Source organism: Enterococcus sp. AZ103 (assembly GCF_051714685.1).
GTDB classification, from domain to species: domain Bacteria; phylum Bacillota; class Bacilli; order Lactobacillales; family Enterococcaceae; genus Enterococcus_A; species Enterococcus_A alishanensis.
Genome location: NZ_JBIOSI010000001.1, coordinates 1,406,289 through 1,430,846, shown reverse-complemented (window position 1 = coordinate 1,430,846; position 24,558 = coordinate 1,406,289). Strand labels below are relative to the sequence as shown.

General features: G+C 35.8%; 22 protein-coding genes. 3 read left to right on the top strand and 19 right to left on the bottom strand.

The genetic code is table 11. The features are described 5' to 3' along the window. Nucleotides 1–15: 15 nt before the first annotated feature. The 10 genes from ID741_RS07285 to ID741_RS07240 all read right to left on the bottom strand — a co-directional run bounded on the left by ID741_RS07285 (nt 16) and on the right by ID741_RS07240 (nt 7,639). Nucleotides 16–1,065 (bottom strand): aspartate-semialdehyde dehydrogenase, encoded by a 1,050-nt coding sequence (locus ID741_RS07285; protein ID WP_218326207.1) that lies wholly within the window; start codon nt 1,063–1,065, stop codon nt 16–18. Between the two features lie 77 nt (nt 1,066–1,142). After that, on the bottom strand, nt 1,143–1,745 hold the full coding sequence (locus tag ID741_RS07280; protein ID WP_438719560.1) for an alpha/beta hydrolase: 603 nt from the start codon (nt 1,743–1,745) through the stop codon (nt 1,143–1,145). Nucleotides 1,746–1,850: 105 nt separating this feature from the next. Then, complete coding sequence (locus ID741_RS07275) at nt 1,851–2,063, bottom strand: DUF2922 domain-containing protein (RefSeq protein ID WP_218326209.1); 213 nt, start codon at nt 2,061–2,063, stop codon at nt 1,851–1,853. Nucleotides 2,064–2,075: 12 nt separating this feature from the next. Beyond that, nucleotides 2,076–2,282 carry a hypothetical protein gene (locus tag ID741_RS07270; RefSeq protein WP_438719559.1) on the bottom strand — a complete coding sequence of 69 codons (207 nt, stop codon included), beginning with the start codon at nt 2,280–2,282 and terminating at the stop codon, nt 2,076–2,078. 156 nt (nt 2,283–2,438) lie between these two features. Then, nucleotides 2,439–3,047 (bottom strand): hypothetical protein, encoded by a 609-nt coding sequence (locus ID741_RS07265; protein WP_438719558.1) that lies wholly within the window; start codon nt 3,045–3,047, stop codon nt 2,439–2,441. Nucleotides 3,048–3,126: 79 nt separating this feature from the next. After that, nucleotides 3,127–4,086, bottom strand: a complete 960-nt coding sequence (gene trhO / locus ID741_RS07260) for an oxygen-dependent tRNA uridine(34) hydroxylase TrhO (RefSeq protein ID WP_438719557.1) — start codon at nt 4,084–4,086, stop codon at nt 3,127–3,129. Between the two features lie 123 nt (nt 4,087–4,209). Beyond that, nucleotides 4,210–5,334 carry a DUF3089 domain-containing protein gene (locus ID741_RS07255; RefSeq protein ID WP_218326213.1) on the bottom strand — a complete coding sequence of 375 codons (1,125 nt, stop codon included), beginning with the start codon at nt 5,332–5,334 and terminating at the stop codon, nt 4,210–4,212. Between the two features lie 104 nt (nt 5,335–5,438). Continuing rightward, nucleotides 5,439–6,311, bottom strand: a complete 873-nt coding sequence (gene rsmA, locus ID741_RS07250) for a 16S rRNA (adenine(1518)-N(6)/adenine(1519)-N(6))-dimethyltransferase RsmA (RefSeq protein ID WP_438719556.1) — start codon at nt 6,309–6,311, stop codon at nt 5,439–5,441. Next, entirely contained in the window at nt 6,308–6,871 is a 564-nt protein-coding gene (rnmV, locus tag ID741_RS07245; protein WP_438719555.1) for a ribonuclease M5, read from the bottom strand. Before rnmV ends, rsmA begins: the two co-directional genes overlap by 4 nt. After that, entirely contained in the window at nt 6,872–7,639 is a 768-nt protein-coding gene (locus ID741_RS07240; RefSeq protein ID WP_438719554.1) for a TatD family hydrolase, read from the bottom strand. A 172-nt stretch (nt 7,640–7,811) separates the two neighbouring features. Between ID741_RS07240 and ID741_RS07235 the strand changes: the two genes are divergently transcribed. From ID741_RS07235 to ID741_RS07225, 3 genes are all read left to right on the top strand, one after another. Further along, a complete protein-coding gene (locus ID741_RS07235) occupies nt 7,812–8,336 on the top strand; it encodes a hypothetical protein (RefSeq protein WP_438719553.1) in 525 nt (174 codons plus the stop codon). Between the two features lie 83 nt (nt 8,337–8,419). After that, a complete protein-coding gene (locus ID741_RS07230; protein ID WP_438719552.1) occupies nt 8,420–9,466 on the top strand; it encodes a hypothetical protein in 1,047 nt (348 codons plus the stop codon). Between the two features lie 94 nt (nt 9,467–9,560). Next, on the top strand, nt 9,561–10,622 hold the full coding sequence (locus ID741_RS07225) for a hypothetical protein (protein WP_438719551.1): 1,062 nt from the start codon (nt 9,561–9,563) through the stop codon (nt 10,620–10,622). Between the two features lie 46 nt (nt 10,623–10,668). On the opposite strand, the gene metG is transcribed toward ID741_RS07225, so the two are convergent. The 9 genes from metG to ID741_RS07180 form a co-directional block, all read right to left on the bottom strand. Beyond that, the gene (gene metG / locus ID741_RS07220) at nt 10,669–12,699 is read right to left on the bottom strand and encodes a methionine--tRNA ligase (protein WP_438720454.1); all 2,031 of its coding nucleotides are present in this window, start codon (nt 12,697–12,699) and stop codon (nt 10,669–10,671) included. 54 nt (nt 12,700–12,753) lie between these two features. Then, nucleotides 12,754–14,124 (bottom strand): class II fumarate hydratase, encoded by a 1,371-nt coding sequence (fumC, locus tag ID741_RS07215; protein WP_438719550.1) that lies wholly within the window; start codon nt 14,122–14,124, stop codon nt 12,754–12,756. A 102-nt stretch (nt 14,125–14,226) separates the two neighbouring features. Further along, the gene (locus tag ID741_RS07210; protein WP_438719549.1) at nt 14,227–15,681 is read right to left on the bottom strand and encodes a helix-turn-helix domain-containing protein; all 1,455 of its coding nucleotides are present in this window, start codon (nt 15,679–15,681) and stop codon (nt 14,227–14,229) included. Next, the gene (locus tag ID741_RS07205; protein WP_438719548.1) at nt 15,665–16,105 is read right to left on the bottom strand and encodes a hypothetical protein; all 441 of its coding nucleotides are present in this window, start codon (nt 16,103–16,105) and stop codon (nt 15,665–15,667) included. The genes ID741_RS07210 and ID741_RS07205 overlap by 17 nt, the downstream gene beginning before the upstream one ends. A gap of 2 nt (nt 16,106–16,107) precedes the next feature. Next, entirely contained in the window at nt 16,108–16,884 is a 777-nt protein-coding gene (locus ID741_RS07200) for a class A sortase (protein WP_438719547.1), read from the bottom strand. Further along, entirely contained in the window at nt 16,856–17,953 is a 1,098-nt protein-coding gene (locus ID741_RS07195; protein ID WP_438719546.1) for a DUF916 and DUF3324 domain-containing protein, read from the bottom strand. The genes ID741_RS07200 and ID741_RS07195 overlap by 29 nt, the downstream gene beginning before the upstream one ends. A gap of 98 nt (nt 17,954–18,051) precedes the next feature. Continuing rightward, nucleotides 18,052–18,804, bottom strand: a complete 753-nt coding sequence (locus ID741_RS07190) for a WxL domain-containing protein (protein WP_218326229.1) — start codon at nt 18,802–18,804, stop codon at nt 18,052–18,054. A gap of 17 nt (nt 18,805–18,821) precedes the next feature. Beyond that, complete coding sequence (locus ID741_RS07185; protein ID WP_438719545.1) at nt 18,822–23,744, bottom strand: beta strand repeat-containing protein; 4,923 nt, start codon at nt 23,742–23,744, stop codon at nt 18,822–18,824. A 17-nt stretch (nt 23,745–23,761) separates the two neighbouring features. Next, nucleotides 23,762–24,505, bottom strand: a complete 744-nt coding sequence (locus tag ID741_RS07180; protein WP_438719544.1) for a WxL domain-containing protein — start codon at nt 24,503–24,505, stop codon at nt 23,762–23,764. Nucleotides 24,506–24,558: the final 53 nt, after the last annotated feature.

The following is a 24,558-nucleotide window of genomic DNA, read 5'->3' as shown; positions in this document are numbered from 1 at the left end:
TCCTGTTAACTTGATTTATTTTCCTAAAAGATCCATCTCAAACATTTTTTCTGCAATTTGGACAGAGTTCCAAGCAGCACCTTTTAATAAGTTATCTGATACGACCCACATATGGATGCCCTTCTCTTCATCTAAATCTTTTCTAATTCTACCAACAAAGGTTGATTTACTTCCGACACTATTTAAAGCTTGTGGGTAGATTTGTTGACTGGGATCGTCTTCTAAAGTGACGCCAGCTGCATTTGTTAAGATTTCTTGCACTTCTGATACAGTAGCCGGTTTTTCAGTTTCAATATAAATCGATTCCGAATGACCAGTTAAAACGGGAATTCGTACACAAGTAGCTGATACCTTTATTTGGCTGTCTTCCATGATTTTTTTCGTTTCATTAACCATTTTCCATTCTTCATAAGTATAGCCTTCTTCAGCAAAGACATCGATTTGTGGCAACGCATTGAATGCTAATGGATAATGTTTCTTATCGCCGCCGGCTGGTAAAATATTGGCTGGAATTTCATCTTTTGGTACACCGTCAAGAAAAGCTTGAGTTTGTTGTTTTAATTCATCCATAGCCAAATTTCCTGCACCAGAAACAGCTTGATAAGTTGAAACGATGATTCTTTTCAACCCATAAGCTTGGCGGATTGGTTCCAAAGCCACCATCATTTGAATCGTTGAACAATTTGGATTGGCAATAATCCCTTGATGTGTTTTTAATGCTTCTGGATTCACTTCAGGAACCACTAACGGTACCCCTTCTTGCATCCGAAAATGACTAGTATTATCCACTACAATAGCGCCACGTTTAACAGCTTCGGGGGCAAATTTTTCTGAAATACCACCACCAGCAGAAAAAAGTGCTAAATCAACGCCTTCAAAAGATTCCGGTACAAGTTCTTCAATCGTAAATTCTTGGCCTTTGAAAGCAATGGTCTTTCCTGCAGAACGTTTCGAAGCTAAAAATTTAATTTGATTAATTGGTAAACTCGTTTCTGTTAACATGTTAATCATTTGGGTTCCGACAGCACCAGTTGCTCCCACAACGGCAACGTTGATTTTTCTCATCAATATCACTCTTCCACTTCATATTTTTTTAATATTTTATCACAAATACCTTTAAATACAAATAGAAGTTTTTTTGATTAAAGCTGATATAAAAAGGCGCGGGCCGATTTTAGTTCATCCATACTTAATTGATGACCAAGTTCAGTCCGATCTACCACAACATTGGCATTTCTGGCAACAAAAGCCCGTTCCAATTCATCAAAAGCTTGTTCACTGACAATCGGATCATTCACGCCGCCGTAGGACATCCAGACACGCTTATCAGACAAATCAGAGGTTTTGGTATGGACTTCTAGTGACATTGGGTGGAAAAAAATACCATAACGCAAAGGTGTATCTCTTTCCAATAATAAATGAGCGGCAATATTGGCACCATTCGAATAGCCAACTAAAACCCAATCAGCTAAATCAACGCCTTTATCTTCACTTTCTTGCTTAATTGCTTCATATAGTTTATCGGTTTCTTCTTCCAAACTTTCATAATCAAATTGATTTAAGCCATTTCTTTTAAAGAATCGATTCATCCCATCTTCGTTAACTTCACCTTTAAAAGAAAGAATGCGGCAACTACCATCTAAAAATCGGGCAACATCCACTAAAGAAGTTTCATCTCCGCCAGTTCCGTGAAGTAATAATAATTTTTTTCCGCCCGCTTGTCCAGCATCGTAAAGTGATTTCATTTGATTCCCTCCGTTACTTACTTTTTGTTAGTACAAAGTTAGCATGTTCTTAAAAAGATAGCAATTAAAAAAGCCTGCAGCGAATTTGCTACAGACTTAATATCTTTAAAAAATAGGTGTTTCGATCGTTTCAACAAAACTTGCTTCAACAACTTCACTAAAAAGCCGTACATCGTCTTTTTCAAAAATTCCCAAAGTTGATAATTTAACTAACTCATTTTTGATCTCGTCAGCAGTTAAATCTTTATTGGGTTCATTATATGACCAAGTATGATTTTTACCAACACTATTTTTAAATACGGCACTTAATTTTAACATTTAACTTCCTCCTTATTTCGTTACTTTTGATTGAACAGTCATTAATACGCCATCTAGTGCTGATTCGTTTTGTCCTAAGGCTTTCATCACATCGCCTAAAATTAACATCTCTTCTTCTGTGGGCTCATCAACAACATTACTAAAATTAACTCGTTTTAGTTCCTTGCTGCCTACCTGGGTTAGTTGAACTTGTAATTTTGTACTCACTTTTTGAATCATGGTATTGCCTCCTCTTGATTTGTTATAGGTGTCGCGACTGCCTACACTATTAATGACGAAAGTTTCTGGCAAAAAGTGCAAAAGAAATGGAATCTTTTTTTGAAGCATAATAAAAAACCTCCAAAAGCTGATTGCATCAACCTTTGAAGATTTTTGTTAAACCAATATTTTTTTTAATTCTTTCGCTTGTTTCACTGCTGATGAGAAAATCGGTAGATCAAACTGCTTATATAATGCCCCGGCAACAAAGTAAGCGATATTGAAGTCCACTAAACTATGAATCAATCCACCTACACCCATCAAAATAAAGATCGTATAGATGTACCCTTGCGAGTAATAAGTATCCGGCATATTTCCCATGAAATAAAAAGCACTCACAACTGCTAACTCACAAACAGAATGAATGATACCAATCACCAAATTAAATAATTGGAAACGGCCATTAGCAAAAGTAAATTTGCCATTTTTTAAAACAATCTCGGGATGTTTCTGCAAATATTTTGCACCAAAATAAGCAAAAACAACATGGGACAATGCTCGCAAAGCGATGATTGGTGAAGTTGAAATAAAGAAACCAAAAGCGGTTCCTAATGAAACAGCTACCGCAACCCACGGCGCAAAGAACATCGCAATAAAGACGGGGACATGACTCGCTAAAGTAAAAGATGCCGGAGGAATCATTACTTTAGGCATCACCATTGGAATCAATACCCCTAATCCGATTAATAAAGCTGAAATAGTTAAATGTTTTAAATTGGTTTTCATTTTATTCTCCTGTCTTGACACACTCAATGAAATCTAGTTTATCGAAATCACAGAGATGTGTCAAGACAGTTCGGAATAGTTATTTTGCTAACGCTAGTTCTTCTCTTAACGCTGTCAATTTTTCAATTCGTTCTACTTCAGTCAATTGATGTTTTACAACATAACGATTTTTTTCATTGGTCGCACAATCATATGAGCATGCACCAAGATATTTTTCTTCATTGCTTTCAGAAACTAAAATTTGTTTATTGCAGAAGGGATTGCTACAGTTAATATATCGTTCACAGGGCGTGCCATCGAACCATTCTTTCCCGATTACTTTTTTATCTACCTGATTGATATCTACACTGATCCGCTCATCAAAGACATACATTTTACCATCCCATAGTTCCCCTTGAACTTCAGGATCTTTTCCATAAGCGGTGATACCACCATGCAATTGTGCCACATCTTGATAGCCTTCTCTTACCATCCAGCCAGAAAATTTCTCACAACGAATACCGCCAGTACAATAAGTCACAACTTTTTTATCCATAAATTTTTCTTTGTTATCGCGAATCCATTGAGGTAATTCACGGAAATTACGAATATCGGGACGAACTGCACCACGAAAATGACCTAAATCATATTCATAATCATTCCGAGCATCGATTACAATTGTGTCTTCAGCTAATAGAGCAGCTTTAAAAGCTTGGGGCTCTAAATATTTCCCAGTTAATTCTAATGGGTTAATGTCATCTTCTAAGTTTAATGCGACTAATTCATGACGAGGTCGGACAAACATTTTCTTAAAGGCATGGCCTTCACTTTCATCCATTTTGAAATATGTATCTTTAAAACGTTCATCAGCTAACATCATTTCCATATACGCATCTGTCGCTTCGAGCGTTCCTGAAAGAGTTCCGTTAATTCCTTCGTTGGCCACCAAAATACGACCTTTTAAATCCAAACTTTTACAAAAAGCCAAATGTTCAGCAGCAAAAGCTTCCGGATCAGTAATTTCTGTATAATTATAGTAAAGCAAAACGCGATAATCCATTTGTTGTTCCTCCTAAAAAATTCCTATCTTACTATAATATAGAAATTTCATAACTAGCGCGAAATTTATGCTTGTCTATTTTTGTACAAAAAAAGCTATCGAACTTCGATAGCTTAAAGACTTTTATTCAGCTGCTGCATCCGTTGTTGCAGGGGCGACCGTTGCTGCTTCTGGATGTAGCGCTAGGTATTGAGCCACCCGGTTTTCAGCATTGGCTTGTAAATTATAATAGTAAAAACTAATGTCGTTATTATGGTAAGACCCAGATGGGAAAATCTTTTGTGCTGATTTTGGCATTTCATAAGTTGCCTGATCGACGCTTGAACAAATTAATAAGCCACGAGTCGTATCAACGGTTGCATCTGCCAAATTATCAACTCTTTCGTACTCGCCAGTCTCACTATTTCTAACATACGAACCTAAATTTTGAGTAACATCGGCTGGCGTTCCATCAGTTGTCCAGTTTAATGGATTAATGGCTAAAGACCCTTCTTCCCAAGTACTTAATTCACCGGTAAAGTTTGGTGAAACAGTATTATAGGAAATAATCGATTGGTTATCATCAGCACCTTGAGCAAAATGAATACCTGGATTTTGATCAATTTCAGTTTGGGTAACCGATTGTCCTAAAACATAAGCGGCTACTAATCGATCATTTAATTCAGGATGTTCTTTCATATAGTCAAATAAGATTTCTTTGACCATCGCGGCACCTTGAGAGTGACCAACTAAAATAAATGGTCGGCCATTATTTAGATTATTGATATAGTAGTCAAATGCAGCTAATACATCGGCTTTGGGAACGCCTTGAATGTAATCTTGCTGTTCACTCTTGTCTTTACTTAACCACCATGTCGCATCTAATTGACGATAATAAGGAGCATACACATTTCCACTAGCTTCAAAAGCAGACCCTTGAGTTGCCATAAACACTTGGGCACCAGCTTGCATGCTGGCATTTGAAATAGTAGAAACTGGTGAATCTTTTTTCTCTTTCTGTGCGTAAGCAGTCGGATATAACATAAAGACATCGGTTGTTTTTCCGTTGTCTTCTCCTTGTTCTAGCCAATTTGTTGCTTTACTATAATCCGTAGCTTTAATATCGTCTCCGGCTTTTTTGGGCTCATTAACTGAAGCGGTTGTACTCGTTGCAGTCTGATCATTTCTTTGCTCATCACCAGAGTAAAAAGCAAAATAAAGAGCTACAGCAGCAGCAACAACTAAAAGAGCGGCAATTATTTTTTTCACGTAAATCCTCCTAAAACTAAAATCTTTGGTTTCATATCAACTGATTCGTTTTACTGATAGCAAAAAAATAAAACGAGAAATTATTTTGGTTCAACTATTTCAACTTAACGATTGGCTTCCAGCGCATTGGATAAATTAGCAAATTCTTGTAGTGATAAGGTTTCTCCTCGTCGTTTGGGATCAATTTCGGCTTGAATCAAGCTTTTTTCTAACCAAGCACGCGTTTCTTCATCTTTCCCATAAGTGTTCAATAAATTATTCCATAAAGTCTTACGACGCTGATTAAAGCCTGATTTGGTTAATTTAAAGAATTCTTTTTCGTTTGTAACAGTCACCGCAGGTTTTTCTCGGCGAACCAATTTTAAAATCGCTGAATCAACATTGGGTTGGGGAATAAAAACCGTTTTCGGTACGATAAAAGCTGTTTCAGCTTCCATATAATATTGAACAGCAATCGATAAAGAGCCGTAAGCTTTTGTCCCTGGTTGAGCGCTAATGCGGTCAGCTACTTCCCGTTGCATCATCACTACCATCTGATCAATCTGCAACTGGCTTTCCAATAAAGACATCATAATCGGTGTCGTAATATAATAGGGCAGATTTGCCACGACTTTTAAAGGACCGGCTGTATCAAAGTAAGCAATCTCTTCTGCTACATTGGCTTTTAAAATATCGCCATGCACCACTTTTACATTGTCATAGGGACTTAAAGTATCTGCTAAAACTGGAATCAAACGGTCATCAATTTCAAAAGCTAAAACCTTTCCGGCACTACGAGCCAAATATTCAGTCAATGCACCGATGCCGGGACCAATTTCAATCACATTGTCAGCTGAAGTAATATCAGCAGTCTCAACAATTTTTTGTAAAATATTCGGTTCAGTTAAAAAGTTTTGTCCTAGATTTTTTTTGAAGGAAAATCCGTGTTCCTTTAAAATTTCTCTTGTTCTAGAAGGTGTTGCGATATCTTTATTCACAGTCTTTCCTCGACTTTCTTAATAGCGGCATTTAATTCCTCTTCGCTAATGCGAAACATTTTCAAACGTTTGGCTAATTGTTTGCCGTTGGTATAGCCTATTTTTAATTCTTCTCCTAAAAGTTCTCGTTTTTCTTTGGCAGAAGCTCCCGCTATTAAACCATAGGCCACCAAAGTTTGTCTAGGAATTTCAGGTAGATCGTCAACAGTGGAAGGTGTCACAACTTTTTCCAAGGCTTCAATAATTGCTTCATCGCTAGCATGTTCTACCCCTAAACTGCTGCCTCTTTTTTGTGGTGCGGCTTTTCGACGAGCTAAAAAGGCATGTTTGGCACTAGGAATACTCTCCATAATCGTCTTACGAATCTTCTCTCCAGAAAAATCCGGATCAGTAAAAACAATCACACCACGGGTTTCTTCAGCATGTTCAATCTGGCTCAAAATTTCTTCATCAATCGCTGAGCCTCGGGTTTCAATCGTATCCACCTGGAAAACTTCTTTAAGCCGCTTTGTATCATCTTTTCCTTCGACAACAATAATTTCTTCAATTCGTTCTTTCATTTAATCAATCCTAAATAGTTGATGGGCATTGTTGCGCGTTATTTCAGCGACCTCTTCCCATGGTAAATTTCGTAGCTCCGCAATTTTTTCTACTACGTAACGTGTATAGCCTGGTTCATTTCGTTTGCCTCGATAAGGAACCGGTGCTAAATAAGGTGCATCGGTTTCGACTAACAATTTATCTAAAGGGACAATTTTTGCTGCCGCTTGAACATCGGTGGCCTTTTTAAAACTCACTACGCCAGAAAAAGAAATATGCATCCCTAAATCTAAAAAGCGTTTGGCCCAGTCATCGCTACCAGAAAAACTGTGCATAATACCGCCAATCTCACGAATATCTGCTTCTTTTAAAATTTTGTAAGTATCTTCAATCGCATCTCGAGTATGAATACTGATTGGTAAATTCATTTCTTTTGCAATCGCAATTTGTCGTTGAAATACTTTAGCTTGGACTTCTTTGGGATCTTCCATCCAATAATAGTCTAAGCCAATTTCTCCAAGAGCCACAACTTTTGGTAAAGTTAGTTTTTCAATCAAATCCGTTTCAATTTCTTTTGTATAACTGCCAGCCTCAGTTGGATGCCAGCCAATAATCGAATAAATTCCTTCATAAGTCTGATTTAACTGTAAACTTTTAGTAATCGTTTCTGTATCAAAACCAACAACTGCCATTTCTGTGACGCCAAGTTCTTTCGCCCGAGCGACAGTTTCAGGTATATCGTCGTTAAATTGCTCCGCATTTAAATGCGTATGAGAGTCAAAAATCATTTTGTCTCCTCCTGTCATTTGTTTCTTTTTAGGACAACTACTACCTTAACACATATCTTTATTCAGCTATATTATAAATATATTTCTAAATATTAAGACCAGCTTACATCTCCATCATTAGTCTGATGTTTTTTTTGACAAACTATTTATAATGGAGCCACGAGGTGATTCTATGGAAAACAAACAAAATCGTTGGCACTGGTTACTTATCTGCCTGTTTAGTTTATTCGTGGTGGCCAGCTTTAGTCAACAACTTTTACTGATTGCTTTACTATTATTAATAGTTGCTTTAATAAAAGGACCTGGTCTATTGGTTTGGGGAGCGATTTATACATTTTTGATTTCATTATTTCCACCATTAGGTGTTGTTTTAACCACCATCTTTTTTTTATTAAATTTACATTTATTAACGAAAAGTTGGCGAGTAAATATGGTTAGTTCTTGGTTCTATCTTTATCCTTTTGTCGTTAGCGGAATGATTTATTTTTTAGACTGGCAGCAAAAATGGCAATTAATTATTTTTTGGATACTAGGAATTGTCGTTTTAATATTTCTTTTGAATAAAGCTTATTTGGTTCACCGAAATGTTCGTCAAGTTGCATGGACTGTTTTGGCTACTCCTTTTGAAATATTGTTATTGGCTTTGCCGAAGAAAATTACCAGAAAGTTTAAAATGAGACCTGAACATAAAATATAAAATTTATTCATTATTTTTATATATTTTCTATTTATAATGATATAATTTATTTATATTAGCATTATAAATAAAGGAGATGCCTTATGACTATATATTGTTCAAAAACTCATTCCAACACTATCCCACATAGCTTTGCTTACTGGCATCTAGGCGCATCAGGTAAGGCACATTATGATATTAGTGAATTTACAAGAGAAATTGGTGGTAAAGATTTAGATTTCTATGAGTACGATGACTCAACTGAGAGTGATTCAGAACAGGCCACTAGAATAGACGGTATTTTAAGTAAAATTAAAAAAAATGACATTATTGTTATTCAATATCCATTTTTAGGTAGTCCACGCTTTAAAGAGATCTTTTTTTCTCGTGCAAAATCTATGGGCTCTAAGATAGTAATTTTTATTCATGATATTGGCCTTTGGCGAGAAAATCAGTATTACGACTTGATAACTGATTTTCTATTTGAAAATGCTGACGGTTTCATTTTCCATTCAAAAGCGATGCAAGATCAAGTGATTAATCAGTTCAAAATTAAAAATAATGCTCAAACAGTTATACAAGGTCTATTCGGTTATAAAACAGCCTATTTAAATGGAAAAACACGTTCACTTAGTCAAAACATTGATTTTGCTGGTACTTTTTCCAAGTCTCAATTTTTAACTCATATCCCAACTACTCTTAACATGACCATATTTTCCAATTTAAACAAACATATTTCGAATTTACCCAAAAATATTATTTTAGGTGGTAGCTTTGACCCTGAATCAATCCCGTTTCAACTCAATGGTAGTTTTGGTCTAAGCTGGACATCAGATAGCTACCCAGAAGTTACGGGAAGTTACGGAATCTACGAAAAATACAATATGCCGCATAAACTATCGCTTTATTTAGCTGCTAATCAACCTGTAATTGTCTGGAATCAATCGGCTGAAGCAAATTTTATTACAAAAAACAATATTGGATGTACTATTTCAAATCTAGCTGAACTTCCCGCATTGTTAGAGTCTTTTACAGAAGAAAAATATGAAAAGATGTATCAAAATGCCACAATAATTGGTGAGTTGGTTCGCGAAGGATTTTGGTTTAAAAAAGCATTATTGGAAATTCAAAGTAAACTTTTAACCGTCTGAAAAAAATTTATTTTTCACGCATACTCAATTAACTAAGCATTGAATTAAAAATTACTTAACTACAATTTAGTTATCTTTTTAAAGGAGTCTTCCCATGACGATTTATTGTTCAAAATCTCATCATAATACTTTTCCTCATAGTTTTGCTTATTGGCACTCCGGCGCTGCTGGGAAAGCTCACTACGATATGAGTACATTTACTAATGAAATTGGTGGAAAAGATTTAAATATTTATATATATAATGATATAAATGAGACTGACAGAGAATTAGCATCAAGAATTGATGGTATCTTGAGCGGAATAAAACAGAGTGACATCCTAATACTGCAACATCCATTACCAACAAGTGAACGTTTTATAAAAATGTTAACTGAACACGCTCATTTTATGGGTGCTATGATTGTTGTATACATTGACGATATTAGTGAGTGGCGAGAAATAAGTATTAATCATTCCATCAATTATGTCCTTTTTGAGGAAGCAGATGGCTTCATTTTCCATTCAAAAAATATGGCAAAAACTTTCTATGAGCAAATTGAAAAACACGATATTAAAATTAAAGAAGATACAAAAACGGTCATCAGAGGATTATCTGGCTATAAGACAGCTTATCTTTCAGGTGAAATCAGAACTTTAGCTAAAAAAGTTGATTATGCTGGTTCTATCTCAAAATCCAAATTTTTGACGGAACTCCCCCCTTCAATTGAGTTGACTATCTTTTCTAATCAAATGGATGTCGATTGGACACTTCCTGAAAATATTACTTTAGGTGGCAGTTTTGATCCAGAGGCCATTCCTTTCCAATTAAAAGGTAGTTTCGGCTTAGTTTGGACGTCTGATAGTTATCCAGAAGTTACTGGAAGCTTTGGAATTTACGAAAAATACAATATTTCAAATAAATTATCTTTGTATTTAGCAGTCAACTTGCCGGTCATTGTCTGGAATCAATCTGCTGAAGCAGAATTTGTAAGAAGAAACAATATTGGTCGAGCAATTTCAGATTTATCAGAGCTTCCAGCATTACTAGATTCATTCACTGAAGAAGAATACAACGAAATGTTCGAAAACATTGTCAAAATTAGCCCCCTCGTTCGAGAAGGCTTCTGGATTAAAAAAGCCTTGTTCGAAATGCAAGACAAACTTCTAGTCAAATAAAAAAGAGGTGTTTAAAATCCTAAGATTTTAAACACCTCTTTTAGCTTTAACCTACTACCGATCCATTCGGCATTCCTTTTGGTGCTTCTACTACTTTCAGACTACCATCTACAGCTTCGGCTGATAAGATCATCCCTTGGCTGATTTCTCCGCGCATTTTACGAGGTTTTAGATTAGCTACAATGATTAATTTTTTACCAATCAAACTAGCTGGATCAGTATAATATTCAGCGATTCCTGATAAAATTTGACGGTCTGCTTTGTCGCCAGCATCTAGTCTAAATTGTAACAATTTATCTGCGCCTTCGACTTTTTTACAATCGATGACTTCTGCCACTTTCAATTCAACTTTATCAAAAACATCAAATTTGATTTCTTTATCCTTCACCGAAACCAATTCTGTTTCTTCCGGTTGCCATTTAACCTTTTCAGGTTCTGGCGCTACACCTTCAGACATTTTTTCTTTGATATAGGCTACTTCCTCTTCCATATCTAAACGAGGGAAGATTGGTTGACCTTTACTAATCACTTTAGTATTTTCTGGAAATTCGCCGAAATGGATATCTGCTAAATTCATCATTTCAGTGTTCAAGCCTAATTGTTCAAAAATTTTCGTTGGCGTTTCAGTCATAATTGGTTGTAATAAAATTGCTACAATCCGCAAGACTTCTGCTAAATGAACCATTACACTATTTAATTCAGCCTGTTTTTCTTCATCTTTTGCTAAAATCCAAGGCTCAGTTTCATCAATATATTTATTTGCTCGAGAAACCAAAGTCCAAACTTCAGCTAAAGCAGTATTAAATTCCATTTTTTCCATCGCCTCACGGTAACGAGAAACTACGTTAGCGGCAGTAGTCGATAATTCACTATCAAATGGTGTCACTTTTGATTGATATTTAGGAACCATGCCACCACAATATTTGTTAATCATGGCCACTGTCCGATTTAATAAATTCCCTAAATCATTAGCTAAATCATAATTTACACGAGCCACAAAATCTTCCGGCGTAAATACACCATCTGAACCAAATGGCACAGCCCGCAATAAATAATAACGCAAAGCATCTAAACCAAAACGTTCAACTAACATTTCAGGATAAACTACATTCCCTTTAGATTTAGACATTTTTCCGTCTTTCATCATTAACCAACCATGGCCAAAGATTTTCTTCGGTAAAGGTAAGTCTAACGCCATTAACATAATTGGCCAATAAATCGTATGGAAACGCACAATTTCTTTCCCAACCATATGAACATTTGCTGGCCAGTATTTTTGATACAAACTATCGTCATCTGAACCATAGCCTAACGCTGTAATATAGTTAGTTAAAGCGTCAATCCACACGTAAACGACATGTTCAGGATTGGCATTCACAGGAATTCCCCAAGTAAAGGTCGTCCGTGATACAGCTAAATCTTCTAAACCTGGTTTGATGAAATTATTAATCATTTCATTTTTACGAGATTCTGGTTGGATAAATTCTGGATGGTCTTCGTAGTATTGCAACAAGCGATCCGCGTATTTACTCATCCGGAAGAAATAAGATTCTTCTCTGACCAATTCCACCTCATGTCCACTTGGTGCTTTTCCGCCAATGACCTTTCCTTCATCATCGCGATAAACTTCCGCCATTTGATTTTCAGTGAAAAATTCTTCATCAGAAACTGAATACCAGCCTTCGTATTCACCTAAATAAATGTCCCCTTGTGCTAATAATTGGTCAAAGATTTTTTGAACAGCAGCTTCATGATAATCATCTGTTGTCCGAATAAATTTGTCATAGCTGATATCTAAAGTTTTCCAAAGTTTTTTAATACCCGCCGCCATTTCGTCCACATATTCTTGTGGTTCAATACCTAATTCTTCAGCTTTTTTCTCAATTTTTTGACCGTGCTCATCGGTACCAGTTAAGTAGAACACATCAAATCCCATTAAACGTTTATAACGAGCCACCGCGTCACAAGCAATTGTTGTATAAGAATTTCCAATATGGAGCTTGCCACTTGGATAATAAATCGGTGTCGTAATATAAAATGTCTCTTTTTCTGACATCTTACTCCTCCTTAAAAAAATATTCTTTGTTAGTATACCACAATTTCACTGGACTTTCTTTGTTCCAGACAAGTCCTATCTGTCAATCTCACCAATCATTTTTTCCGGTCGTACCCACAAATCATATTCTGTTTCAGTCAGGTAACCTAAAGACAATGCTGCTGCTTTTAAAGTCGTTCCTTCTTGATGGGCTTTTTTAGCAATTTCAGCGCCTTTATCATAACCAATATGGCTATTTAATGCGGTCACTAGCATTAAGGAATTATCTAATAATTCAGTCATTCGCTCTTGATTAACAGTAATACCGACTAAACATTTTTCTCTAAAAGAATGCAAACTATCGGTCAATAAACGAATGCTCTGTAATAAATCATAGGCAATCAACGGCAAATAAACATTCAATTCAAAATTCCCTTGAGAAGCTGCCATCCCAATCGTTGCATCATTTCCCATTACTTGCAAGGCCACCATAGTTAATGCTTCAGATTGAGTTGGATTTATTTTTCCTGGCATGATCGAGCTACCAGGTTCATTTGTTGGTAATGTAATTTCACCAATTCCACTTCGCGGTCCGCTTGCCAACCAGCGAATATCGTTAGCCATCTTCATAGCATTAGCTGCTGTTGCTTTCAAAGCACCACTAGCAAAAACTACAGCATCTCGATTGGCTAATGCGTGAAATTTATTGCTTTCACTCATAAAATGAATACCTGTCGCTTTATTTAATGCCACAATGAAAGCTTCTTCATATATTTTTGATGCATTTAAGCCAGTGCCGACTGCCGTTCCACCAATTGCTAATTGTTTTAATTCAGCCAATGTAGCAATCAGCATATTCTCATTATGTTCAAAACCTGCTTTCCAGCCACTAATTTCTTGTCCAAAGGTAATTGGTGTCGCATCTTGTAAATGAGTTCGACCAATTTTGATCACATCTTGATTTTCTTCTTCTAAATCCTCCAAAGTTGCAATCGTTTGGTGAATCGCCGGTAATAAATTTTTCTCAATGGTCATAGTTGCTGCTAAATGAATCGCTGTGGGGAAAACATCATTAGAACTTTGAGACATATTAACATTATCATTAGGATGAATCGGCGTTTCTTGACTTGCTAGATGAGCTATTACTTCGTTGGCATTCATGTTAGTTTGAGTACCGCTGCCAGTCTGCCAAATGACTAAAGGAAACTGGGACCAATTTTTTTGAATTAGTAATTGATCACAGGCATTCTTAATGGCTTCCGCTTTTTGGCTGGATAATTTTCCAACTTGATGATTTGCAATTGCAGCCATTTTTTTAATAGTCACTAAAGCTTCCAATAGTTCTGGTGGCATCTTTTCTCCACCTATTTTAAAGTTTTGACGGCTTCTTTCAGTTTGTGCGCCCCATAGTGCATCTTCTGGTACTTCAATTGCTCCTAATGAATCATGTTCGGTTCTAGTATTCATTTGCATAGCTCCTTCATCTTTTTTTACATTATCGCTTAAATCAAATGAAAAATGAAGACAAAAAAGCTTTTATCAAACTTAGCAAGAGTCTGATAAAAGCGACTAATTAAATTTTTTTGCTCGAATTTGTAGCAATGTTTTTCCTAGATTTGCCCAGTCAGTTGGACGGGGCGGGTCAAGCCAAATAATATTTTCAATTAAATTGGAATGGTATAACTCACTAATGTTAGAAATAACCAAATCTGTTTCCTCAGTTAGCTTGTCTTGTGTCACAACATTTAGATGAGAAAATATCGACAAATTATTCGCAATAAAGCGATTGTACTTTTGGCCAAAACTAAAATCAATGTACACATTAATTTGTTCGATTACCTCAGATAAAGAAATATTTTCAACCAAAATCAGCAAATAAGTCAAAAATAATACATTTCGGTAGTCTATGATGCCCTCTTTTTTTATGTAGCTTTGATCCATTAAATATTTGCGACAAAATAAGAAATACTCGGTATAGGTTTCTTCAAAAAAGCTGATATCAATATTATCGTAACCATCGAACAAGCGAAAAGGGAAATATAACATCTCAAAATGGAGACGGTTCAGTTCATTGAATAATACAATTTCTTTTTGTGGATCTAGTTGATAAAAATTTTTTTCAAATGCAGAAATAAAGCGATCGTTCAATCGAGTAATTCGTTTTCCAATTATGTTTTTTTCTATTGTAGATTCGGTCAATATACCTTCTAAATACAAAAATGAAAATATATCATCTTCTAATTCTATTGGTAATTCAAGTTCCTTCAGACAGTTTTCTTCTCCAGGAAAACTTTTTCTTAGGCTTTGCAAAACTGTCTTTTTATTTTTATTTTGATCAATTTTAAGATCTTTTAATAAGAAAAACACCCCAAAAAAATGTTCTAATCGGCGTTGCCTAGTTAACGGAATAAAGATTTCCTGATCCTTCAATTTTTGGCTAATTGCATTAATTTTTTCCTCAATCTGTTGACCATAAAATGAAAAATCCTCCTGAAAAAGAAAGGAAGTTACTTTAGTGAAAAAGAAAAAAATATTTTGATTACTACTCGTTAGCTGATGATTTTTATTCATCCCAATTCCAAAAGAAGCCAAAATTTTCTTTACTTCTTTGACTTTTTCATAAGCAATCCGATAATTTATAAAATGTTGGTTAGCAAAGTCATGAATCGATTGAAAATTTCCTTTAAGTAAATCCAATAGAATCGCAATATCCAAAGAATCTTTTAAATATTCCCGTAAAACTAAATCAGAAACAGCTTCCTGACTTTCATTCAATTGTACTTGTTCTTTATCAGTAACCAATTCAAAAAAACCATCTAAATTAAATTCAATAAAATCATTTTGCAATTCTCCTAATGTTTTATCATATAAAAAATTAGATATACCTAACTTTTCTTGAATTAAAGAACTTTTTGCCGCTAAATCAGTAGATTCTTCAATAAATCTCAGAAATTGATATTTTCTTGTATTGTCTTTACTTAAAAAAACTTCAAAATTCAACGTTCGTTCACTTCTTTCTCCCATAAAATGCAATTCCAGTTAATAGTTGAACTGTTTTGATTAATTGCGGCTCCTCTACACCATCTTGTCCACCACCAAAACTAGGTTGCGCCGAAGTGGCTTGATATTTGTCTGAGAAGAAAGCTTGATTTAACAATAATTTTTTTTGATTTTCTGTTTTTCTTCGCTGCTTCTTTGCAATTTTTGTTTTTCTTACTTTTTTCTTTTGTTTTGGAGCAGTTTCTTTTTCGACATAAGGAACCACTTCTGAGGTGTCACTAGTTTCGGCTGTATTTGATTGTTGTGTCGGCTCTATAGGAACCACTTTTTGATTTGGATCATCTGGACTATAAATATTATTTTCAGCCTTTGAAATTTGTGAACCTAATATTAGTGAAGATAAAAGTAGCAATGAACCACTTAATAAAAATTTTTTTTTGCCAACCAACCTTACACCTTCTTTATAATGAACCAGCTTAAAATTGTATTGATTCCAAAAAAAGCAATCATCGGCAACCAAACCCATTTGAATTTAACGTTTTTTCTGATTAATTTCCATTTATTTGCTTTCTTTTCGATTTTTTTAATGGTATTTTTCTTATTATTTACAAGTTTGGCCTGGACAATTATTCTTTTATTTGTTGCTGTCGGCTGATCACAAGTAATCAGAGTCAGCATTGCTTTGTTTTGCGTTCTTAATACATTTAAATCTGTTTCATTAATTTCTTTTTTTTCGAAAACTTGATAAGTATAATATTTCCCTAAATATCGCAGCCGAATCTCAGCATTTTTTTTAATGTTATTCAATCGACCGAATAAAATATCACCGACACCTAAATGGTGACCCAGCAAAACCAAATTTTCTTTTGCTGGGTTGCGGGCCGGATACATGGACCCTGCTCCATAAATCATTTGCGTCTGATCTAATCCTGCAAAAATAGGCGTAATTAACTGCAATGAATCAATCTGCAGACTACCAATTGAAGAAAAGTCAGGTTGATTCACTGCAGCTAAAGTTTCTTTAAAACTAATTGCATCTACTGGTTCAAAAGGGATTTTAGCAACTTTAGTTAGCTGCGTCACCTCTTTAAACTGAGCCGTCGTAGCTTCATATACAATAAAACTTTTTTTAAACAGCGGAAAAAACAACATAAAAGTACCTGCATATAACAACAACAGGATAATTATTTTATATAAATTATTCGACTTTTTCTGCTTCTTCGTCATTCTTTTTTTTCCTTCTCCGAATCACCCAAATAAGGATAATTACTAGTAAAAGCAATAAAATACCAATTAAAATATAAAGCCATGTGTAATCTTTCTTGATGGAGACATCTTTAGCATTCAATTTTTTAGCAGTTTCAGCTTTGATAGTAAAGTCCTTTTCAAGAATCCATTGATTACTGTAGTGGATTTCTTTTTTATCTTCGCCAGTTCTAACAAATTGGCCCTCTGCTAGTTGATTGCCATTCACAATCATTTTTAAATGATAAGTACCAGCTTTTAGTGATTTCCCATTTAAAGATACCGGAAAATCAAAATTAGTATTTGGGGCAATTTGTAGGTTTTCTGCGCTTTTTTTATATAAAACTTTTGATTTACCTTTTTCAGTGATTTGGGCATCAATCGCTACTTGATTAATATAGGTTGCCTGATCATTTTGAACATTAGCCAAGATAACATTTCTGGCATTGACTTGACTTGCTTTTACTGTATGTAATTTTAAGTTAGGAGCTACTTCATTCGTATTTTCTCTTAACAATAAAGCTACTACATAAGAATATTCGTTTTGAATAGCCAGCCCTTTATCATTACTGCTATCGGCTGTTTTATTATCTTTTTTAATTTCTTTAAAGGTGATACCACCTGCCATGACCCCATCAAAATTTTCACTCGGCATTGTCACATCAATCGGTACGTCTAAAGTACTTTTGGCTGGAATATCTATGGTATTGGGCATTTTTGCATAGTCAGCCAGATTATATTTTAAACTTTTATCAGCTTTAAGTTTGTTTGGGCCATATTCAACCACTACGTTTGAGTTAGTTGTCGCACTTTTAATAGTGGCCTCCACTTTGACTGGATTATCCGTATCATTTACTAGGTGTACACTTAATTGTTGCGCTTGTCCTGGATCTAGTTGCAAATCATAATATGTTTTTGATTTATCTATTTGATTTTCAGGAATTTGTGGTTCAACTGCAAAACCGAATTCATTCGCATACGATTTCACAGTATTTAACATCAATACCGAAACAAATAAAAATAGAGTCAACAATATATTTTTCTTTTTCATGAATTTGTCCTTCCTTACAGCAAAGGGACGTGGGAAATAAATTAAAAATTTAATTCCTACGTCCACCTATATTCAAAATAATTAGTTCATTGACACTTTTAATTTCCTGGTGTGTCTAAAAGTGCCCATTTTAATGTTGTATTATACTTTTCTGCATATTTGGTTGTTGATCCTGGAACTTTCAATTGAACACTTTCTGCACCAGTTGTCGCATCCGTTCCCCAATCTAATAAATAAGTTCCAGCACCTTCATTTAATTTAGCTGACATCATTGTTGAAGCAGCTCCCGGTGTCAAACTCACTTTTGTAGTTCCAGTTGGTTTAGCTGATTTTGAAGCACTCACAACATTTCCGTTATTAAGTGTAATTACTGCACCTTCTAAAACATGACTGTTACTTGAAGTAAATTGAGCGTCTTGAGTAACGTTCAAGCTCCAACCAGTTTCAGTTCCACGATTATCAGAAACTTGAACATAGTTCGGACCTTCTTTAACTGTGGTAGAAGTTTTCCCATCACTGTCTATTTCATAATATTTTTGGGCTTGAGCGTTATAAGTTTTGTCTTGAGAAGTAATTTTTTGTGTACCAAAATCAAAACTTGAAGCAAAATCAATAGACAAAGGTCCATTTGTACCTGGTTTAGGACCAGTTGGATCAGTTGGATCTGTCGGTTGCACAGGATTTGTTGGGTTCGTTGGATCTACTGGATTTGTTGGATCCGTCCCAGGTTGAAATGTGATTGTTCCTTTAGAATCATAATTTCCACCATCTGCTGCGAAAGTGCTAATCGGTGCCACTACAACTGCACCTAAAGCCATAGATGCTAATAATAATTTTGCTGTTCTTTTCATTTTTAAAATCTCCTTTATTATGGATTATTTCCAGGAACATTTTCTAAACTCCATGTTAACGTTCCTTGATAATCACCTATTAATTGTTTTTCTACCGGTACAGTCAAATGCAAACCATAAGAAGTATCCCACTGTTGGGTAATATCAATTACATCATTTGATTGCGCTGATCTTTCTTCGACCGGTATATTTTGATCGGTTATTTGAACGGTCCCTTGATTGTTCGTGTAGTTAAATAATCCACTTAAATCATTGCTACCATCGGTTAGTTTATCTGATTCTCTTAAAGTTAATCGCCACGGTTGCTTGTCCACACCGCGAGTATCTTTAACTTTTAATGCACCTGTAACAGTTGGTGTATAAGTTTTAACCGTATTACTTACTTTTTGGGCACCAAAATCAACTTTAGAAGGTACTTCGTTCAAAGATAATGTACCTAAAATGCTGATATTTACATCTTTGGTTGCACTTTGACCTGAATCACTAAAAGTATAATTAGCAATAACGGTTTTTGCATCGCTGGCGCCTTTCACTTCGTCAAAAGTTGCTTGAGGAAGGCTAGGCACCTGACTACTACGTCCATCAGCAAAAATTACACTAGCTTTAGTTAATTGGTTCAGTGCCTCAAGATTAGCCAAATTATTCGCATCCACTAGTTTTAACTGAATGTCTTGAGCAACAATTGCAAAAGAGCCATCTGGAGCAATCGAACTATCATCTTTTACCACAGTCAATTGCACATCCTGTGTAGCTTGGTTGACTGTTGAAGTACCAGTTGAAAAACGAATATCATGCACACGACTCAATTGATCTTGTGCAAGAGGCTGCTTGATCAATGCCAGAAGTTGATCATCCAAATTACTTTGTAAATTAGGGCGCCCACTAGCTGTCATTAATTTAACAACATCCTCTTTTGTTTGAATTGCAGCTGCTTGTTTCTCTGTGATAATTGCATTTTTAGCAGTCACTTCAGCCTTATTTGAGTAATTTATATTGATTGTGTAACTATATTCACCATCGGCTGATGTCCAAGTAACAGGATCACTATTTTTTTGTTCAGTAAAAATTTGACTACTGCTACCAACTTTTGTAGAAACAACTTCGCCACTATACAGCCAAGAAAACGAACTCTTATCTGGTGAAAAAGTTAACGTCGGCAATATTTTATTTACTGCTGGAACTACCAATCTTCCTTTAGTTACAGGTGTGTTTGCCACCTCAGAACCCCAAACTTGTAAAATAGGTTTATTATCAGCTGTTACTTGTGCAACATTGTGCTCAATAAATCCTTTTCCCTCAGCAATTGGCGTATTCACTTGATAGTCATACACTGCTCCAGGAAGCATCAATCCATAACCTTCTTGAGAATTTGTAATGTCATTATCACCAATAAAAGTTTTACCAGTTGTTTTTTCAATACCTTTGAAATTCAATGGAGAAATTTTTTCAGCATTTTTTCCCGTCGGATTAATTGTTAATACTTGATAGGAACTTTGTTTACCAAACCAGCTACCTGTTTGAGTAGTCATCGTGTTGGTGGTTGAATTCTTAATCCATGTAAGTCGTGCATTAGTAGGATCACTAAAGTTAATATCGCTAATATTAACTTTCCCTTTACCTTCAGGTGACTCCAAAGAATTTTCTCCGTTAATGGATAATTTCCCCGCTGAAATGAAGGCTGTATTTGTCAAAATTCCTAAACCAGACCCATCATGTAAAGTAATATCACCAAAGTTGTTATACGTAGTACTATGACTTGCCACAGTTGCATTGGCACCATTTTTTATATTTCCAGTAGTCGCAGTTAAAATGGTTTTATTATCAATATCCAAACTAGTAAAATTAATTAAACCTACACCGCTTATCAAAATAGGCGTTGTTTGAAATTCACTCGTATCAGAAACTTGTTGACCAATTTGAAAATTTGAATGAATATTTTTGGCTGCGCTGTTGCTAGCGACTAAGTTGGTGATGTTATCAGTTTGATTCCCACCTGAAATACCACTGATTGATTTTATTCTTTGGATTTTGACATTCACGTTGCGTAATAACGCATCGCTAGCAACATTACTATATTGTGTTGCGTATAAAGTTCCAATTGTTGAATCAGGGGCATCAATATTGATATTCACATCAGACATTTGGCTATCGCTGGCTGTATTTCCACCATCACCAAAAATTGTTGCACCTTTCAATACATCGCCTGAATCTTTATTAGCATAGATATTTAAGTTAACCTTACTGCCAGTTTTTCCTAACTTAATATAATTATTAATAGCACTGGCGTGACGACCAGCAGTAATTTCGACTTTAGGTGGTGGAACAAAAGTTTTTCCATTGACTGTTCGCAAATCTAAAGTCAGCGTGGCATCACCAGTAATTGTCCCCTGATTAGATGGACCTGCTGAGAAAGCTTTATCGCTGGTATGACTTGGGCTTCCCGAAAAATCGCCGCCTAAAATCGATACTGAAACATTGCCATCAATCACATGGTTGGCAACGCCAGAATAGCCATAAGTACCCCCAACTGTCCCATTATGGATACCACTGACAAATTCAACAGAAGCATCACCATACTGCTTCCAGTCACCCCAGCCACCACCAGAGGTAAACCAGTCGACTTGTCCATAATTAATTTGCGTATGGGAAGAACCGTAAGTTCTCTGTGCGATATAGCCAGTTCCTTCGGTAGTATCGGCAATTCCGGCATTCATCACATATTCTGAAGCATAGTTACTACTATTTGTTGGTGCATCGACTACACCAGAAAAGTTTCCACCGTATGTCCAACGTGCAACTACATTATTCATTGTTACTTTTGTATGACCGTAGATGTAGATAGACCAGCTATCTCCAGGAGTTCCACCACCACCGACTACATCATAGCCAGTAAAATAGCTTCTTGTATTTTTTGTTTTGTCATATGACAAATTATTTAAGTTATAGGCTGCCGTATAGTTTGAATAAACCAAACCATCTCCTCCAACACTTTTATCAGCAGTGAGTGTTCCTAAAGTAACAGAAGTGTCTCCTTCAATATATCCACCATAACCGGCTGCTCTAGTATAACTAGGATCAGTGTCTAAACTGACGCAACCGCCTAGAACATTCAAGTCAATATTCCCGTATACTTTGAAGTCAGCAGCAGATTCTGCCTTCGCTTTACGTTGCTCCTTAGTTAAACTATCAAAATTATCATTTGCACTATTAATAACTGCATTTGAAGTTCCAAGCTTAGCTGCACTTAATGTAGTAATATTTCGACTACCGCCACCATAAACGCCTGCCAGAGCACCTTTATTTCTTTGGCCAGCGCGAACTGTATTTTTAATTGACCCAGTAATCGTTCCTTTTACATTATTTCCACCAGAAAACGGTGTGACACCTGCTGAATATTTACTGAAATCAATATTATTGGTTATCGCAACTTTTTGTCGATCAGATCCAATATTTCCTTCACGAGAACCACCGATAAAACCTGGATAGGTAGTTAGCCCCCCAGTATTACTACCATCAATAGCACCATAACCAGCAATCGTCGTTGTGATTGTTCCGTTAATATTTCCATACTGAACGCCACCGTAGATAACATTACTGTTTAGCTTAAATTTAGTATTTTGATCTTGGACATCCATGTTAGTCACAACATTTCCTGTCACATTGGCTGTTGCCGAAGCAGTATTTCCGACTCCACCACCATAATAGCTGTCAGTAATTTCTCCACCTAAATTATTAATTGTCACAGCCGTATTTCCGTTAATTGTGCCGACTTTTGCACCACCGGCTAGATTTCGTAGATTACCACTAGAATTATTAAAATTTAAAGTTGTGCTTCCATTTAATGTACCACCAGAATCATTACCACCATAAAAATCCCAATAACCACTACCAGTACTATTCACCGTTATAATTGGATTTCCTGTTACATCACCGTTATCAGTTCCACCGAAGATGCTGCTTGTACTTGTTCCGTAAGAACCACCATTTAAATTCAAATTGTAACCATTCATATAGTATCTACTACCGCTATAGCGAATATTTCGCAAAATAATATTATTTCCAAAGAAACTATCAGCTGGTAGTGACAAAGTTTTTGCGCCAGTGGGTGAAGTTGTATCATTTGAGATAGGATCATTGCTGACTCCTGTAATTGTTAGTTGGTTCACCTTACCAGTTAATGCTGTAAAAGTAACATTTGCTGCACTGACAGCTGTGGGTACAGCTTTTGCCATCGTAGCCGCTCCCAATGTCACATTGCTACCAAAATACATGACAAAGTCGTTATTAAGACCATTGGTATACAAATCAAACAATCCTTGCTTTACACCATTCTCATTAGCATCATACTCATGATAAGGATTACCATCACCTGTTGGACTAGGTACCACAATCACTTTGCTTTGGTTAGCAGAGGCAATAATATCTTTAATTGATTGATTGACTGCCAAGCTTTGTCTAGTCATTTGCGCTTTTTCTTTAAATTGTGCCACCACTTGAATATTTTGGTCAATTTCCATTTGTTTTAACTGTTCATTACTATATAACTTGTCCCCGATTTTCCAACCTTCAAAATCATCTTGCACACTTTCTTCAAAAATCGGAATTTGAGAATCCGTTAACAAATCTCCCTGATTCAATTTTATACTTGCTTGAAAAGACTGATTAGAAAACAGATGGGCTGTATCAGTTTCAAATATGACCGTATATATCTGTGGATCGGCCATTGTTGAATAATCATCAGATTGGCTAGCTTGTTCAATCGGATCAGTGCTTTGAGTTGGCAAAGAGTCCGCTTGGTTGACTGTTTCTGAACCCTCAGAAGGAAACACTTCATTAGAGGTTGAAGTAGTTGAATCTTGAGTTGTAGCAGCCAAAACGGGCGCACTTGAAAGAAAGAAATTCATTACAAAAATAATTACCAATATTTTACGCCACAACATCATTCACCTCTTTTCTGTTAGTTTGCCGGTGTATCAGATAAAGTCCAAATAAGATTGGTCTGGTACTTGACGGCATCTTTCGGCGTTATACCTGGTACACTGAGAGAAACAGCTTTTGTAATGTTTACTGCCTCTTTTTGATTATTTTCATTTGATACAGTTGTTTTTTCAACTTCCCCCCAATAATCTACCCAGGTTCCACTACCACTCTCAACTTTCGCTGACATTACCATTGATTCGGAACCACTAGGATTCAAAGTAATTTTAGCTGCTGCAACCGGTGCTTTACTTTTTGCAACTGATGCAACATGTGGCTCTTCAATAGTGATTTGCGCACCGGTCAATATTTTATTTAGAGTTGGTGAAGTAGCCGTTAATTGATTGGTCTGCTTAACCGTTAATTGCCATCCCGCATTACTTCCGCGGTTGTCAGTTACTTGAACATAGTTAGCCGTATCTGAATGTCCGTCACTATAACGCTGTGCATTGGCATAATAAATTTGATCTTGATTGGAAATTTTATTTTTTCCAAAATCAAACGAAGAAGCGTAATCAATCGATAGTGGTCCAGCTGTTCCTTCATTGGGTTTTCCACCAGGATTCGTCGGATCAATTGGTTGAACCGGCTTATTCGGATCAGGATTTTCTGGATCGACTGGATTCGTTGGATCAGAATTAGGTACAAATTCAACCACACCTTTAGCAGTGTTTGCTGTGCTTTCTGCACCATAAGTAGTCGATGTTAAACTAAAAAAACTCATGACTCCTATTACAAAAGCGAAAAGCCAGCTACTTTTTTTCATCTTAATCACCT